Origin of the sequence: Paracraurococcus ruber (genome assembly GCF_004353985.1) — a bacterium.
GTDB classification, from domain to species: domain Bacteria; phylum Pseudomonadota; class Alphaproteobacteria; order Acetobacterales; family Acetobacteraceae; genus Paracraurococcus; species Paracraurococcus ruber.
This window is the reverse complement of record NZ_SMOA01000120.1, coordinates 1-15,830: the sequence shown is the minus strand read 5'-3', so window position 1 is coordinate 15,830 and position 15,830 is coordinate 1. Positions and strand designations below refer to the sequence as shown.

Here is a 15,830-nt window from a genome sequence, read left to right as displayed (position 1 = left end):
CCGCCGCCGCGGCAGACCGCCCAAGCCGCGCCCCGCAGAACTCACCGGCGCGATGTAGCCACCAGCCGAACTGGGGAATTTTCAGCCAGCACTTTTGAGGAAAACCACCTCAGCATTGACACGGCGTGGCTGATGATCTCGGCCGGGAAGCGGAAGCCAGGGTAGGTGACGCGGTCGGACGGCATCCAGCCAGCTTCGCCCAGCCATGCCGCTCCGGCCAGGGCTCACCAACTTGGCAATGCCTGCTGCTGTGATGTGGTGCACTGGAGCGAGATGAGCTTGCAGTCCTGGTTCATCTCTTGGCAGCGCGCAACACCTCCGCCTGCGGCATCGGCCGGCCCAGCAGGAAGCCTTGTGCCTCGCCGCAGCCTACACGGGCGAGCAGTTCGAGCTGACCCTCGGCCTCCACCCCCTCGGCCAGGCAGGTCATGCCCAGCCGGCGGCAGAGCAGCGCGACGCTCTCGATGATGGCTGCGTCGCGGTCCGAGGTCTCCGCCTCCCGCAAGAAGCTGCGGTCGATCTTCACTCGGTCGAAGGGGAAGGAGCTGAGATAGGAGAGCGAGGAGAAGCCCGTGCCGAAGTCGTCGAGCGCGAAGCCGACGCCTAGGGCCCGCAGCCGGTGCATGGTCGCCAGCACCTCCTCCGTTCGTTCCAGCAGGACGCCCTCGGTGATCTCGAGCTCAAGCCGGGCCGGCGCCAGGCCGCTCCGCCGCAACGCCGCCGCGACCATGCCCACTAGGCCCGGATCGCGGAACTGCAAAGGCGATAGATTGACCGCTACCCGCAGCGCTAGGTCAGGCCAGGCGGCGGCGTCGCGGCAAGCGCGGTCGAGGATGTACGCACCGAGCGGGACAATGAGTCCGGCCTCCTCCGCGAGCGGGATGAAGCTGCCTGGTGACACCGGTCCATGGCCCGGTCGGGTCCAGCGTGCCAGGGCCTCGTGCCCGCGCAGCGTGCCGGTGCCCACCGCAACGACGGGCTGGTAGTGGACCAGCAGCTCGCCCCGCTCCAGCCCCAGGCGCAGCGCGTCGCCGAGCTCGAGCCGGGCGCGGTGCGCGGACATCATGACGGGGCGGAAGACGGCGTGCCGGCCGCGCCCGGCGCGCTTGGCCTGGTACAGGGCAAGGTCGGCCTCGGCCAGCAGCGCGTCCGGGTCCCCGGCCGGCGGGCGGGCGAAGGTGATGCCGATGGACGCGCCGATCTCCGCGCGCTCCCCCTCGATGGCGTAGGGTGCGCTGAGCCGGCGGACGAGGCGCGCCGCCACCTCCTCGGCCTCTACCTCTTCCTGCGCCCCGCCGTTGCGGCGTTCCGCCGCCAGCAGGATGGCGAACTCGTCACCGCCAAAGCGGGCGACGGTGTCGCCGGCGCGCAATTCCGTTTGTAACCGTTTTGACACTAGCTTCAGTAGTGCATCACCCGCCGGATGGCCCAGCCGGTCGTTCACCTGCTTGAAGCGGTCTAGATCAAGGCACATCACTGCCATGCCGCTGGCGCCGCTAGCCAAAGCCTCGCGCAGCTTGGCGGCAAAGAGCCGACGGTTTGGCAGGCCAGTCAGCGTATCATGGCTTGCCAGGTGATCGATGTGCTCGGCGTGGCGGCGGCGCTCCTCGGTCAGGCGGCGGTCCCCCGTTGTATCTCGGAAGAAGACCGCCATGCCGCCGCCGGGCGCCGGATAGGCGTGAACCCAGAGCCACGTATTGGCCGCGACCAGCCCCTCCACGCCGTCCTGCAGCGCGCCTTCCATGGCCTGCCCAAATGCCGCCCGAAAAATGCCGTCCGGATCGATCGGGAAGACCTCGCGCAGGTCCTCACCGGCGACGATGCCGGGCAGGAGGGCGGCCGCCCGCGGATTGGCATAGGCGATGCGCCAGTCAGGGCCAACCAGCAGGACACCATCTGTGGTGCTTTCCAGGACCGTCGAGAGACGCGCGCTTGCCTGCTCCGCCGTGTGCCGCGCCGCATCGGCGGCGCGCCGCGCTGCGAGCAGTTCGCGCTCATAGAGCCTCCGCTCGGTTGCGTCGAACAGGATGCCACGGATGCGGGTGTCGCCATCGTCCTCAGAACCGACGGCCTCCGCTTGGAAGCTTGCCAGGACCGGCAACGGGGCCTGTCCTTCCCGGCGAATATCGAGGGCGATCTCGGTGATGCGGCGGTGCATCGCCAGGACCGGCACGCATTGCATGCTGAAGCAGATCCAGCTCGCCGGCGACAGCAGGTCGCGCAGATGCAGGCCGCGGCGTGGCCCCGCCTGCGCCCCAGCCCAGTGGAGCAGAGTACGATTGGCGCCGAGGATGGTACCGTCCCGCCGCAGGGTCAGGTAGCCGCAGGGCGCCTCGTCGTAGAAGGCGAGGAATTCCTCCTGCAGGCTTCCCGGCTCGGATAGCACCAGCTCAGCCATAGCGACCGGTCACCCTAGCCGAGCCAGGCGCGGATCGCCCTGGCTGTGGCCTCGGGGGCGCTCACATGCGGGCAGTGGCCAGTGGCACCGAGCTGGATGAGGCTGCTACCGGGAACGCAACTCGCCACCCATGCGCCGACCTCGACCGATGCCACCGCGTCGTCCTGCGACTGCAGGATCAGCGTTGGTACGCGGAGCAGCGGCAGGTCCTGGCGGCAGTCAGAAGTGAAGGTGACGCGGGCGAAGACGCGCGCTGCCTTGGGGTCCATGCGGCAGAAGCTGGCCTCCAGTTCTGCCGCCAGCTCTGGCCGGTCGGGATTGCCCATGATCACCGGCGCCATCCGCGCCGCCCAGGCGTGGTGGTTGCCGTCGAGCAGGTCGAGCAGTGCCTCAATGTCTTCAGGCACGAAGCCCCCGGGATAGTCGCCGTCGTTGAGGTAACAAGGGGATGGCCCAATCATCACCAATGATGTGAAGAGCTCGGGCGCGCGCAGCGCGGCGAGGGCGCCGATCATGGCACTCACTGAATGGCCGACGAAGGTGACCGGCCCGCGCCCGAACTCCCGAAGTAAATCGCAAAGATCCTCGGCATGGCCGTGCAGGCTGGCGTGGCGGGCGGGATCATGGTGTGCCGGGTCGGCGCCGCCGCAGCCGGCGAGGTCGAACAGCCCCACGCGGTAGTCGGGCACGAAGGCAGGCGCCACGAAGCGCCACATCCCTTGGTCGCACCCGTAGCCGTGCGCGAAGACAAGGGTGTGGCCCTGCTCCGGGCCGTACATATGAACGTTGTGGCGGGCGAGGGCGGACATGCCGGCGGGTCCTGGACGAAGCTGAGCAGGAACATACAATCCAGCCCCAATCTCAGCCGCATGACGCGAACCCTTAGAGTGCCTCATTTCTTCATGGCACTGCACGATCAGATCATTAGGGCAGGCCGATCTCCGCAGCTGGGCGCACGCCGTCCACTGGCGGCAAGAACACGATCGCAGTGTATCGTCCACTCGAATCCTGACCTGAAATCCGCTCACAAAGGATCGCGTCTGCTTTGCGGTGAATTGCTCGCGCCTGGCCGTGAACAATGCTGAATGCCTCGGCCGTCAAGGGCGAAACTTCAGCTTCGAGGATCGGCCGAGATAGAACATCGGAGCTCTGTGGCACTCGCGGTTCAATCCAACAGCCCTCGGGCAGGTTGACCTTACGCACGACACCGTCAATGGCGGCAAAATGCTGTTGAAATGGGTTTGTTGAAGTGAGCATCGGTTTCTCCGTATGCTGGATCGTATTCAGCTCAGGCAGCGCGCACGTCGCGCAGGAAGCCTCCCACCTCGGTGTCGAGGGTCTTGGCCTGCCGGGCGAGTTCGTCCGACGCACTCGCCACCTCCGTGGAGGCGGCACGGGCCTCACTCGCCGCACGGCTGACGGCGCCAATCGCCCCGGTGACGCTCTGTGTGCCGGATGCCGCCTGCTGCACGTTGCGGGCGATCTCGGCCGTCGCCGCACCCTGCTCCTCGACGGCGGCAGCAATAGCCGCAGAGATCTCGCTCACCTCGCCGATCCGCGTCCCGATCGCCTGGATCGCGCCTACCGCGTCGCCGGTCGCCGACTGCATCGCGCCCACCTGCGCCGCGATTTCCTCGGTCGCCTTGGCAGTCTGCGCCGCCAGGTTCTTCACCTCCGACGCCACCACCGCGAAGCCCTTGCCGGCCTCGCCGGCCCGAGCCGCCTCGATCGTCGCATTGAGAGCCAGGAGGTTGGTCTGCCCTGCGATGGTGGTGATTAGCCGCATCACCTCGCCAATCCGCTGTGCACCCTCGGCCAGGCCGCGTACCACTTCGTCCGTCCGTCGTGCGTCGCTCACCGCCAGGCCGGCCACCTTGGCACTCTGCGAGACCTGACGAGTGATCTCGGCGATCGAAGCCGAGAGCTCCTCGGCCGCCGCCGCCACCGTCTGCACATTGGCGCTGGTCTGCTCGGCCGCTGCTGCCACCTCGCCGGCCTGGCGGAGGGTGTCCTCGGCGGTACCAGACATCGCTGCGGCCGTGCCCTGGAGGCGCCGCATCGCGCCCGAGAGCGCCTCGATAGTGACGTGCACCTTGCCCTCGAACTCGCGCATCAGCACGGCCAGCCGAGCCGCACGCTCCACCTTGACCTCCTGTTCGCGCGCCTGCTCGGCCGCCAGCCGGTCAGCCTCACGCAGGCCATCGCGGCACTGGTTCATCGCCCGTGCAAGGTCGCCGATCTCATCCTTCAGGGCGGCACAGGGCAGCTCGAAGTCGTACTTCCGCTGCGCGAGGCCGCGCATCACATCCGACAACCGCACCACGCGTACCACCACACTGCGGTTCAGAAACAAGGCCGAGCCGGCTGCCATCGCTGCCCCGAGCAGCGTGGCCATACCGATCATCCAGAGCGACGCCCTGTAGGCCGCGTCCGAACGGTCTGCTGCGGCAGCACCCATCCGGCTATTGAAATCGAGATCCTTCGCCAGTGCCTCACGGAAGCGGTCAAAGCGATTCCGGAACTCGCCGGCCCACATATGGGACGCAGCTGCGGCATCGGTCCGCAGAGCCGCTGCGAACTGCGTATCGCCAGCGCGGTACTCGCGCCAGGCCGTGGCAACGGCATCGGCGAGACGCTGCTCCTCGCCAGGGGTCACCACGCCAAGGTAGCGGTTCCAGTTCTCATCGAAGCGGGAGAGGGCGGTCGCCGTACGCTCCGCCACGCCGGTGCCAAGGGCAGCGTCACCTGCCGCCAGGATGGCGTTGGCCTGTAGCGTGCGATAGCGATTTGCGGCTTCGGCGACGCGGCCGAGTGTCTCGACCGAGGGCAGCCAGTTGCGACCGACATCGGTCGCGTCGGCATTCAGCTGACCCGCCTGATAGATGCCGACGCCCCCGATGCCGGCCAGCACGAGGAAGAGGGCGCCGAAGGCTGCGGCAAGCTTGCCACGAATGCTCATATCACGAAGGGACATCATAGGGTCCTCCGAAGGCGAGGTCCGGTTGACCTCGGCACTGCGGTTGATTGCCGTCGGCACCGGTTGCCGGCGGGCCAGCGATGTCTGTCTGATCCCTATGGTTGCAGTTTTATGGCGACTGGCCCAATCAACTAAGAGGCGATATGCGGCTTTATCAAGCACAATCATGCCGCGACCGAAAATCAGGGTCTCGTGGCGAAAAAGCCGACCTTCTGCTCGGGCCACATTGCAAAATGTTCAGTCGGCGCGCCCGGACTCGCTGAAGTCTTCTTACGATGAATTAGTTTGGTGCAGGGATCGTCGGATCGAGCGTAAGCGCTGGCCCGGGGCCCTTCTTGCCTTGGGCGGAAGTCGCTGAGAGGTAGGCCGTCGCGGAGGAGAGGCGATGGCCGGATCGAAGTCTCGCATTGGTGCTAGCCGATCTTATTCGGCGTTGTTGCATGGATCGCTTGATCTGGAGTTGGCGGGTAAGCTGGCAAGGATGGCGAGCCCTCGACTGTCGGGGATGGACCCACCTTGCCGTTCAAGGCCAACGCTGAGCGTAGGCACCACATCCCGCGGCAGCGCCACCGGGTGACGAACTGGGCGGAGTACGACGCGGGCCTGCGCACTCGGGGCAGCCTGACCGTGTGGTTCTCCGAGGCGGCGGTCGAGAACTGGCGTGCCGAGGCCCGCACTGGCCGGGGCGGACAGCCGGAGTATTCGGCCCTGGCAATCGCAAGCGCCCTGACGCTGCGGGCCGTGTTCCGCCTGGCGCTGCGCCAGACCGAGGGCCTGATCGGCTCCATTCTGCAGTTGCTTGGCCTCGACCTCGCCGTGCCGGACCACTCGACCCTGAGCCGCCGGGCGGAGGCGCTGGAGGTGGCGCGGCCGCGCTGCGGCGGCGAGCCGGGGCACCTGCTGGTGGACAGCACCGGTTTGCAGCTACGTGGTCCCGGTGGCTGGCTGGAGGAGAAGCACGGCACCAAGCGTCGCCGGGCCTGGAAGGTGCTCCACCTCGCCACCGACGCCGACACCGGTCAGGTTGTCGCCTCGGTGCTGACCGGCAGGGATGCCGATGACGGCTCGCAGGTCGACCCCTTGCTCGAGCGGGTCGACGGTTCCGTGGCGTCCCTCACGGGCGACGGCGCTTACGACCGGGACGATGTCTATGCCGCGGTCGCGGCGCGGCACCCCAATGCCGCCGTCGTCGTCCCACCGTGCGCGAGCGCGGTGCCGAGTGCGGCGGCCGAGACCGCGCCGACGCAGCGGGATGCGCATTTGCGCTGTATTGCCGAACGCGGCCGGATGGGCTGGCAGCGCGCGTCGGGCTACAACTGGCGTGCCTTGGTGGAAGCCGACGTCTCATGGTGGAAACGCGTCATCGGCGGCGGGCTGCGCTCGCAAACGGACGGGCGCCAGGCGACCGAGGTGGCCATCGCCGCCAACGTGCTGAACCGAATGCTCGAGCTTGGGCGGCCGGAATACGTCCGCATCGCATGATCCCATACGCGGGCAGGGATCTATGCGTCCACGCCGCTGACCCATGCAACACGATGTCGTGCAGGCCCATTAACTTTATCTGCGACCGCCATGGATCTCTAATTCGTCAATTCTGACGGCACCCCCAACGGACTCCTCGATTTCGACTCGGACATAGCGCACTGTCCTTGGCTGAAAACTGAAAACTCTCCTGCTCCTCACCAGATCGCCAGCGGCGGATGCGTAAACTGAAAACCAGGAACCGGGCGACGATTCCGGGGCAACTAATATTCGGAATCGCGTCGCAGCCCTATCGTTGTAATATGCCTCGTATTCACTTCCAAAAGCTACCGCCGACACCGTATAATTTGCCCCCAGATCTACCATCACCCATGCCGGCATGAGTTCTGGTATCCAACTTCGACAGTTATTGTACCATCCATCGTTCAAGAAAATGATGCGATGTCTTTGACTCCAGCCAGAAATAAGTGAAGATGCGCTCGCCTGCGCGGACTCAAGCAGCGCCAAGTTGAACAATCCATTTCCATACTGTGTGGGTACTCTAGCAGGCGCTGGCGATCCGCTGCGATCGCAAGATGGCGGAGCTCCAAGAACCGAGGCTTTGAACACCGGCCGCCATTCGGATCTGATTGATTCGTACGGAACTGGCAAACTCACGGCTGAAAGCTGCGGCCTGACGCGTGAGAGAGGGGTGATTTGCAGGAAACCCGGCGCATCCTGCACGCCAGCAGTAACGATGCCCACCACCCGGCCGCTCGCGTCAAGCGCGGGCGCACCGCTGAATCCGCCTGCTGCGAGCCCCTGCGTTTGCCAGCCCCCCTCCGCACCGAACTCTGCTGTAACTTTCGCCTCTCGCCTATCGAACGAGAGGCCAAACGGGAAGCCTGCGAAATAGAGCATCTGCTCGGCTTTCACCGCTTCCGGCGCACCCACCTCCAGTCCAGCCGTCGCGGGAGGCGAGAATGCCCGGAATATCGCCACGTCGCGTCCGAGGTCCTCCACCGACGCCGGGTGGACCTCCTGCCAAGGGCCGCCAGGGTTGGGCCCGAATTCGATCCGCGTCGCCCCGCGCAGCACGTGCGCTGCGGTGAGCAGCAAGCCCTGCGAGCCCACAAAAAACGCTGTGCCCCTCTCCGGCTCCGCGAGCCCAGGCTTGGTCACACGAACCGCCGTCACCGCCGCACGGCGTTCCGCCGTCCAGAGACTCTGCGCGAAGGCCGCAGACGCCCAAGCCCCAGCGATCAACGCCGTTGCAAGAACCACGAAAACGCGTGCAGTCAGGACCAGCATGAGTCTGCCTAGCCTGGCGGATAGAGATAGCGGATCGTAGCCGCGTCGATCGAACTCAGGTCAGGAGGGCGATTCGTGTCGTAGATGTTGTTACAGTAGCTCATGATCGAATCTGGATCGTAGACCTGCCCAATAGTTGCGGGGCTGACACCCCGAAAGTCCGGTTTGTTGGCATGGGTTTCCCGGCACTGGATCGGTGCGTCCGGGCGCAGGTGTTCGTGTAGAACGCCCACCGCATGCATAAACTCGTGCCGTGCGATTGCCACGATGCAGTGTTGCTTGCCTGAGTAACATGGCCAGGACTGGAATGCGAAGTTGAGCGTCATTCGGGTCGGCAGCTCACGGCCGAAGAAGCCCGGCTCCCGCTGCGGCCCGACTTGTGAGACCGGATTCTCGTCCGCCACGCGGATGCGGATGCCGAGGTCCGCTGCGCCACATGTGGCCCACCCGTAGAAGCGTAGCGCCGAGTGGCGCTCCAAAGACGTTCGGATTGCCTGCTGCACAAGCGCCTTTTCTGTCACAAACTGTTCTGCGCCAGGCTCCCAGCACACCGAAATCGTAGGGCTACGCCAGCGGGCGTTCAGGTCAATGTAACCGAAGCGCACAAGCGACACCGAAGCACCTTGCAACTGGACAAAGGGGGCTTCGGCGCTACGAAGTTCGGAAGCTTGAGCAATTGCGAGCTGGATGCACGAAAGCGTAGCGATCAAAGTGGTGAACACGCGTCCCAAAATGACTTTAGGGGAAAGCGGGCCCATGATACCTCGTTGGCTTGCCGACGAATGATCCACGATGCTAACTTTGTGGAAAGGTTAGGCGCAAGCGCAAAAGGCATCGATTCGGATCCGTCTGGGGTACATCGTGTTGCATGGGTCAGCGGCGTGGACGCATAGATCCCTGCCCGCGTATGGGATCATGCGATGCGGACGTATTCCGGCCGCCCAAGCTCGAGCATTCGGTTCAGCACGTTGGCGGCGATGGCCACCTCGGTCGCCTGGCGCCCGTCCGTTTGCGAGCGCAGCCCGCCGCCGATGACGCGTTTCCACCATGAGACGTCGGCTTCCACCAAGGCACGCCAGTTGTAGCCCGACGCGCGCTGCCAGCCCATCCGGCCGCGTTCGGCAATACAGCGCAAATGCGCATCCCGCTGCGTCGGCGCGGTCTCGGCCGCCGCACTCGGCACCGCGCTCGCGCACGGTGGGACGACGACGGCGGCATTGGGGTGCCGCGCCGCGACCGCGGCATAGACATCGTCCCGGTCGTAAGCGCCGTCGCCCGTGAGGGACGCCACGGAACCGTCGACCCGCTCGAGCAAGGGGTCGACCTGCGAGCCGTCATCGGCATCCCTGCCGGTCAGCACCGAGGCGACAACCTGACCGGTGTCGGCGTCGGTGGCGAGGTGGAGCACCTTCCAGGCCCGGCGACGCTTGGTGCCGTGCTTCTCCTCCAGCCAGCCACCGGGACCACGTAGCTGCAAACCGGTGCTGTCCACCAGCAGGTGCACCGGCTCGCCGCCGCAGCGCGGCCGCGCCACCTCCAGCGCCTCCGCCCGGCGGCTCAGGGTCGAGTGGTCCGGCACGGCGAGGTCGAGGCCAAGCAACTGCAGAATGGAGCCGATCAAGCCCTCGGTCTGGCGCAGCGCCAGGCGGAACACGGCCCGCAGCGTCAGGGCGCTTGCGATTGCCAGGGCCGAATACTTCGGCTGTCCGCCCCGGCCAGTGCGGGCCTCGGCACGCCAGTTCTCGACCGCCGCCTCGGAGAACCACACGGTCAGGCTGCCCCGAGTGCGCAGGCCCGCGTCGTACTCCGCCCAGTTCGTCACCCGGTGGCGCTGCCGCGGGATGTGGTGCCTACGCTCAGCGTTGGCCTTGAACGGCAAGGTGGGTCCATCCCCGACAGTCGAGGGCTCGCCCTCCTTGCCAGCCTACCCGCCAGCTCCAGACCAAGCGACCCATGCAACAACGCCGTTGTCCATCTGACAACCGACGCTCGGCCCTCTGCTCGCCGGTCCTTGGCTGGCGACTTATGATGTTCCGTGTCGGCAATGCAGCGTTGGGATTTTTTACGCATAGTGGATCGAGCGCATGAAAGTCTGAAAACATACAGTCGTTTCAATATTTTAATCTGCGGCATGTGATTTGCTCTTAGCGAAACATGCAGCAGCGGGCCTGCCCGCCCGTAGAGAAAGATATTTCAATGACCCGCGCCCAAGGATCCCTTTTCGGCCTGTGCCTGGCAGCCGCAGCAATGACGCTCGCTGTGCCGGCCGCTTCCGAGGCCGCTTCCATCTCTGGTGCCGGCCCCCTCGGCAGCTTCACCGGCACGCTCACCTACAATGCCAGCAGCGATACCCAGGCAACCCTGAACGTCTCGCTGAGCAACACTTCGCCGACAGCTAATGGCGGCTATCTCACCGCCTTCGTGCTGAACAACCCTGGCGGCATCACCGGTGTCGCGCTGACTTCCGCACCGAATAACTTCTGGAGCGTGCTTGGGCTGACGAACAACGGCGTCAATGCCGCACCCTACGGGCAGTTCGACTTCGGTGCGTCCACCGGCAACGGCTTCGAGGGCGGTGGCCAGCCCTCTCGTGGTATCGCAACTGGCGCTTCGGGAAGTTTCGCCTTCTCTCTGACCGGTAGCGGGCTGCTGTCTCTCAGCGATACCACGTTCCTGACCACTCTCTCCAGCGGCCCCGGTATCGGTCAGGGTGCTGAGGATTTCGTGGCCCGGTTCCGCGGCTTCGAGAATGGCGGTAGCGACAAGGTGCCGAACACGCACACTCCGACCCCGCCCCCGTCCCCCGTTCCCGAGCCCGCCTCCATGGCGCTGTTCGGCGCTGGCCTGCTCAGCCTCGGCATGGTGCGTCGGCAGCGCCGCCGCGCCTAACGCCTGTCGGTAGAGTTTACATCGGCGGCCCTGCCGGCATCTGCTGCAGGGCCGCTTCCAATTCAGTGGTTGAAAGATCGTCTGTTTGGCGCTGCCCGCTCAATCCAGCGGGAGGCGGCGCTGGACGTGGCCTCACAGGCCATGCAAGCGTAGTTCGGCGGCTGGGCGCCGCTGCTGGCCGTGTCGGGACGCCACGCCTAGTCGACGCCGTCGCCGTACAAGACCGCGAGCGCCTCGCCCATCAGCCGCAGCACGTCGGCCAAGTCGAGCTGCTCTGGCGGCGCGGGCGGCTCCGCAGCGACGTGGCCTAGGCCGATCGCGCTGATCGCCTCGGCCAGGGTGAGCGGTGGGATCACCAAGTCGGCCACCAGCGCCTCCTGAATTGAAATGGCCCGCCCCCGGGATTTTGGGGGCGGGCCTTCGCTTGGTCGGCGCGGAGGGGGGATCGCGCCAGCCCGGCAACGCGACGTGCGCGCAGTGGGTTCCCTATACGGCAACCTTATAACGCAATGGCACACAAAATGCCGCAGTGGGCCACCGTTTTACAGGCTTGTCGCTATTGCTACTTACGTAGTTTGTAAGGCTGTTAAAAGAACCTTCCATCCAACCCGGCCAATTGTTAGGGTGATCTGGCAAACACACCTTAACGAGGCGGCGATGGCGGTTTTTGGGTACGTGCGGGTGAGTACCGCCGAGCAGGCGAGCGATGATCGGTCCAGCTTGGAGACGCAACGGCGCAAGATCAGCGCCGCGGCCGAGATGGCGAGCATTGAGGTAACGGAGTTCATCGAAGAACTTGGCATCTCCGGCTCGCTGCCCCTCGCGCTGCGTCCAGCCGGTGGGCCGCTACTGACGCGGATGCGTGCGGGGGACCGGCTCATCGTGGCCAAGCTCGACCGTGCCTTCCGCAATGCGGACGACGCGCTGGCGACGTCGCGGCAGCTGCAGGCGCGTGGCATCGACCTGGTCATCGTTGATATGGGCTCCGACCCGGTGACCCAAAACGGCGTGTCGAGGCTGTTCTTCGGTATGCTGGCGCTGGTCGCGGAGTTCGAGCGTGAGCGCATCCGCGAGCGTGTCACGGAAGGCAAGGCGGCCAAGCGCCGGGCTGGTGGCCATATTGGTGGCGCAGTGCCTTTTGGCTTCCGCAAGGTGGGCACAGGGCGCGCAGCGCGATTGGAGGCAGACGAAATGCAGCAGGCAGCCTTAGCGGATGCCTACATCATGTCGAACAAACGCCAGTCTTCCCGTGCGATTTCCACCGCACTGCAGGAGCGGCACGGCCTGACTGTCTCCCATGTCACCGTGCGGGCGGCGCTGGTCCGCGAACGGAATCTGCAGCATGAGGCCGCCAACCGCTACCGGGAGGTGTTCGGGCACATCCCCGAAGGCGTCCGGAGCAATCAGCTGCAGCCGGCGCTCACCCGCAAACTGCTCGAAGCAGTTGAACGGAGACGGCGCCTGACGCCCGCCGAAATAGACGCGGCATGCCGTTCACTGATGGAGGTGGCCGGTGAGTGACGACCCGCACCCTCTCGAACTCGTCGCTGCCGAGGGCCGATGGGGCGGGCCCAGCTACCGCTACCGCGGCGCCGAGATCGACTGCCTGCCTGGCGGCAACGTCTGTGCGTTTCGGCTGGCAAGCCACCCGCTGTCCGACCGCGGCTCGTTCGGCGTGCCGGGCACGATCACGCCGCTCGCGGATCTCTGGCTGAATAAGGGGCAGCTGCCGGCGCACTACCGGGCGGCGAGGGAGGCGTGACCCCCTGCCTTTGGATTAGACGCACCTGATCAATTACCATATCGACTCCGTGGGCAACCATAAGTAGATATGCCTTATCGGGGCTATCATACAGAACTGTCCCGGTTTTATAGGGCAGTGATATGGTAGGTTCGGCGCAACCAGTCGCGTTGATCGTTGAGAATGAAGCTGCGCTTTGCCTCCTGACCGACGATCTGCTCACCGCTGAAGGCTTCGACACGGTCTTCGCTGACGATGAAGACGACGCCGCTTTCCAGGCCCTGGCAGCTGGGCAGATCGCGGTAGCGGTCGTCAGTCTTCGCCTTCACGGTGCTCTTGCCGGTCGGCGTGTCATCCAACGCCTCAGACAGCATGCTCCTGGTTTGCCGGTCGTGGTGATGACTGGCTATGACAAGAAAGCGCCTCAAGCTGACCTGCGTGGTGTTGGCGGGCCGACGGTGCGGCTGCACAAGCCAGGAGCGTACGAGGAACTGGCTCCCGTCAGTCTGGCTGTCATAGATCGGGCCCGTAGGGGTGAGGCGCCCATGTACGGCCGTCGCCGGGACGACATCACCTAGCCTTCGATGGTCTCCTCCACTTCAACGTCGGACTGCTCACTCTCAACCAGCGGCAAGACGGTGACCTTGCCGCCTCGGGCGTGGAAGGCTGCCACTAGCTGTGCCGCCTCTTCGTCGCTCGGCGGACCACCTGCGGCCCGGGCGCGCGCAGCGTCTGCTGCAACGGCCTGGGCGCGGCGAATGCGTTCTCGGAACGCCTCGGACCGCGTCGTGCTCGGAGAAGCTTTACCTGACATATCGTTGCCCATGCGGGCGAGTATCATTGCGTCCACATGCGGGCTAACCACGTCGCCTTTAGAGCGACGTACAGTCGGAACAAATCGCCGAGCGCCGGCATTTACCCGGCAGGAGCCGGAAGGGGTTCGCGGGGTTCAGCACTGCGGGCTGGGACTGGCTGGTCCCCTCCCATTGCCGGGCTGAATCCCCGCGCCGATCGCCGCATTGATGCGCGGGAGCCGGGAGGGGCTCGTACCTCCAGGCGCTCGGGAGGGCGGGAGTACGAGCTGTGGCCGAATGGTCCCCTCCCATTCACTGCCGCTGACCGCTGATGGCGTTTCCATACATAGCAGTAATGGCCGGCCAAGATCGTTGCGGATTAGGTGGCGCTAACGATTTCGTCCTTGTCCCAACTCCGCCCTTGGCTGCTGACGACGCGCGCCAAGTCAGGGTACCCCGCGCGGCAGGGGTCGGCGTGCTGGCTGATAGCGCCTCGCCGAGGGCAGTCTGCAGCCAGCAGCGCCAAAGGATGTCCGGCAGACCGGCGCGCGGCCCGTGGCGGGCGATCAGCGCGGCTTTGCGGTAGGCGCCGGCGCGACCGCATGTGGGGCAGTCGACCGCGACCAGGTCGGCCGGATAGTCCTGCAGTAGCCAAGCGCCGTCACCTGGATCGCGCTGACGGAGATGGCCGGTTCTGCCCATGAGGCCAATCATCTTCGCGGCGCTGGTGCGGAGCTACTGATTCGCCGCTGACCGGTCGAAGATTTGCTTTCTTGCCGTGCCGTCGCCCAGTCGAGTAGGAGGGCAGCGCAACGGAGTTGGTGTGATGAACGGGCCGTAAGCTACGCCGCGGAATCTCTCGCACGTAGGGGAGCGGCACCATGTGTCCCGTACGTATCATCACAGCGCCAAGTGGGGCCGCTGTCACCGGCACAACCGCGGCCCTCGCCGTTCCGTTTATGGTGGCGGTCGCGTAGGCGAAGCCCCAGGCTGGTACGTTCGTCTGTGCGACGAACGGCCAGGACGTCACGCGGACCGGCTGGTAGAGCACCGCTTGGTGCGGGGATATGTTGACCCAGATGCGGCGGTGTTCTGGCGGACAGGCCGCCGCGCGCCCCACACTTGGCACTGGTGACCGCTCGCGCATAGTCCTCGCCATGCTCGATAAGCCGGCGCGCTACCGTCTCCGGCTTGCCCAGCCCCACCGTGTGCGTGACCCGGGCGCCGGCGGCACGCTCCGCCGCTTGAACGCTCGAGAACTCACCAGACGCCAAGCGAGCGGCGATCTGCGGGTGGCTGTGATTCGGCGTGGAATAGGGGCTCTGGCGCAGATTCCGTGCTGGTTACGTTGCCGCCTTTGATGCGACGAGGCGTGCCCGCAGGAGGTCGAGCTTGCCGCGGCCGTACATCTGTCGCCGGACCAACTTGAGCTTGGTGATGCTGCCCTCGGTGACGCCGTTCGACCATGTCTCGGTCAGCGCAGCGCGCACGGCGGCCTGGTCGTCGGCGATACCGCGGCCGAAAGAAGCGATCGAGCTCGCCCTGGCCTCCTTGATCCAGTCGGGCAACGCCGCCGAGGTTCCGCTGCGCAACATGCGATGGAAGCGCTCGACCAGATCGCGCGCGGTGGCCAGGGCAGGAACGGCGCCCTCAATGGCCGCCACCATCACCGCCTCCGCGCGTGTCTGGCCGTCGCGCGCGGCCAGCATGGCCCGCGCGATGATCCTGGTCGGCGGCACCCGGCCAACTGCGCCACCATCGGGCTCCTCGCTCCGTCGGCGCCGGGTGGCCCATTCGGTGACGATCCGCAGGCAACCGCCGAAGCCCTCGTCGCCCAGGCGGCGCCGGAGTTCGGCGGCGTTGTGGCAGCCGCCGTCCCACATCGCCTGCAGCCGCGGCAGCCAGGGATCAAGGCGGCTGGCCCGGCTGCGGAAGACCTCGTCCTCGGCATGGCGGAGCACGGCGCGCACGAGCTTGCGGCTGCGGCCGGTGCGGCGGACGATCTCCTTGATCGGGGTACCGGCCACTGCCATGGCGCGGATGGTGTCGTTCGTCTCCCGCCGCCGGAGATAGCCTTCGTACTGCACGCGCTCGGCCGCGCTCAGGAGGTCCGGGCTCACCGCGCCACTGCTGAGGGCGCTGTCAATGCTGAGGTGGTTTTCCTCAAAAGTGCTGGCTGAAAATTCCCCAGTTCGGCTGGTGGCTACATCGCGCCGGTGAGTTCTGCGGGGCGCGGCTTGGGCGGTCTGCCGCGGCGGC

Annotated in this window: 15 protein-coding genes; 5 read left to right on the top strand and 10 right to left on the bottom strand. The window is 66.0% G+C overall.

The genetic code is table 11. The annotated features are described in order from the left end of the window. Window positions 1-292: 292 nt before the first annotated feature. From E2C05_RS19230 to E2C05_RS19215, 4 genes are all read right to left on the bottom strand, one after another. Window positions 293-2,398, bottom strand: coding sequence for a putative bifunctional diguanylate cyclase/phosphodiesterase (locus E2C05_RS19230; RefSeq protein ID WP_133221274.1), 2,106 nt, complete (start codon window positions 2,396-2,398; stop codon window positions 293-295). A gap of 14 nt (window positions 2,399-2,412) precedes the next feature. Next, a complete protein-coding gene (locus E2C05_RS19225; protein ID WP_133221273.1) occupies window positions 2,413-3,207 on the bottom strand; it encodes an alpha/beta fold hydrolase in 795 nt (264 codons plus the stop codon). Window positions 3,208-3,322: 115 nt separating this feature from the next. Then, entirely contained in the window at window positions 3,323-3,655 is a 333-nt protein-coding gene (locus E2C05_RS19220; protein ID WP_133221272.1) for a hypothetical protein, read from the bottom strand. A gap of 31 nt (window positions 3,656-3,686) precedes the next feature. Continuing rightward, entirely contained in the window at window positions 3,687-5,543 is a 1,857-nt protein-coding gene (locus E2C05_RS19215) for a methyl-accepting chemotaxis protein (protein WP_133221271.1), read from the bottom strand. Between the two features lie 348 nt (window positions 5,544-5,891). Between E2C05_RS19215 and E2C05_RS19210 the strand changes: the two genes are divergently transcribed. Beyond that, window positions 5,892-6,857: an IS5 family transposase gene (locus E2C05_RS19210; protein WP_133221270.1), complete on the top strand. Its 966-nt coding sequence runs from the start codon at window positions 5,892-5,894 to the stop codon at window positions 6,855-6,857. A 75-nt stretch (window positions 6,858-6,932) separates the two neighbouring features. On the opposite strand, the gene E2C05_RS19205 is transcribed toward E2C05_RS19210, so the two are convergent. The 3 genes from E2C05_RS19205 to E2C05_RS19195 all read right to left on the bottom strand — a co-directional run bounded on the left by E2C05_RS19205 (window position 6,933) and on the right by E2C05_RS19195 (window position 10,026). After that, window positions 6,933-8,147 carry a trypsin-like peptidase domain-containing protein gene (locus E2C05_RS19205; protein ID WP_133221269.1) on the bottom strand — a complete coding sequence of 405 codons (1,215 nt, stop codon included), beginning with the start codon at window positions 8,145-8,147 and terminating at the stop codon, window positions 6,933-6,935. Between the two features lie 8 nt (window positions 8,148-8,155). Beyond that, complete coding sequence (locus tag E2C05_RS19200) at window positions 8,156-8,905, bottom strand: M12 family metallopeptidase (RefSeq protein ID WP_133221268.1); 750 nt, start codon at window positions 8,903-8,905, stop codon at window positions 8,156-8,158. A 155-nt stretch (window positions 8,906-9,060) separates the two neighbouring features. Beyond that, entirely contained in the window at window positions 9,061-10,026 is a 966-nt protein-coding gene (locus E2C05_RS19195; protein WP_133221267.1) for an IS5 family transposase, read from the bottom strand. A gap of 275 nt (window positions 10,027-10,301) precedes the next feature. Between E2C05_RS19195 and E2C05_RS19190 the strand changes: the two genes are divergently transcribed. Beyond that, entirely contained in the window at window positions 10,302-11,036 is a 735-nt protein-coding gene (locus E2C05_RS19190) for a PEP-CTERM sorting domain-containing protein (protein ID WP_205082901.1), read from the top strand. 197 nt (window positions 11,037-11,233) lie between these two features. On the opposite strand, the gene E2C05_RS33170 is transcribed toward E2C05_RS19190, so the two are convergent. Further along, window positions 11,234-11,404, bottom strand: a complete 171-nt coding sequence (locus E2C05_RS33170) for a hypothetical protein (protein ID WP_158292234.1) — start codon at window positions 11,402-11,404, stop codon at window positions 11,234-11,236. A 256-nt stretch (window positions 11,405-11,660) separates the two neighbouring features. On the opposite strand from E2C05_RS33170, the gene E2C05_RS19185 reads away from it, so the two are divergent. The 3 genes from E2C05_RS19185 to E2C05_RS35455 all read left to right on the top strand — a co-directional run bounded on the left by E2C05_RS19185 (window position 11,661) and on the right by E2C05_RS35455 (window position 13,355). Then, window positions 11,661-12,557 carry a recombinase family protein gene (locus E2C05_RS19185; protein ID WP_158292233.1) on the top strand — a complete coding sequence of 299 codons (897 nt, stop codon included), beginning with the start codon at window positions 11,661-11,663 and terminating at the stop codon, window positions 12,555-12,557. Next, entirely contained in the window at window positions 12,550-12,798 is a 249-nt protein-coding gene (locus E2C05_RS19180) for a hypothetical protein (protein WP_133221265.1), read from the top strand. The genes E2C05_RS19185 and E2C05_RS19180 overlap by 8 nt, the downstream gene beginning before the upstream one ends. Window positions 12,799-12,920: 122 nt before the next feature. Continuing rightward, window positions 12,921-13,355 (top strand): response regulator, encoded by a 435-nt coding sequence (locus E2C05_RS35455; protein ID WP_133221264.1) that lies wholly within the window; start codon window positions 12,921-12,923, stop codon window positions 13,353-13,355. Here E2C05_RS35455 and E2C05_RS19170 read toward each other — a convergent pair. Together E2C05_RS19170 and E2C05_RS19160 are read right to left on the bottom strand one after the other, a co-directional pair. Further along, complete coding sequence (locus E2C05_RS19170; RefSeq protein ID WP_133221263.1) at window positions 13,352-13,603, bottom strand: hypothetical protein; 252 nt, start codon at window positions 13,601-13,603, stop codon at window positions 13,352-13,354. The two genes, E2C05_RS35455 and E2C05_RS19170, sit on opposite strands and share 4 nt — an antisense overlap. 1,311 nt (window positions 13,604-14,914) lie before the next feature. Then, on the bottom strand, window positions 14,915-15,830 hold a 916-nt coding region (locus E2C05_RS19160), incomplete at its 5' end, for a transposase (protein WP_205082898.1).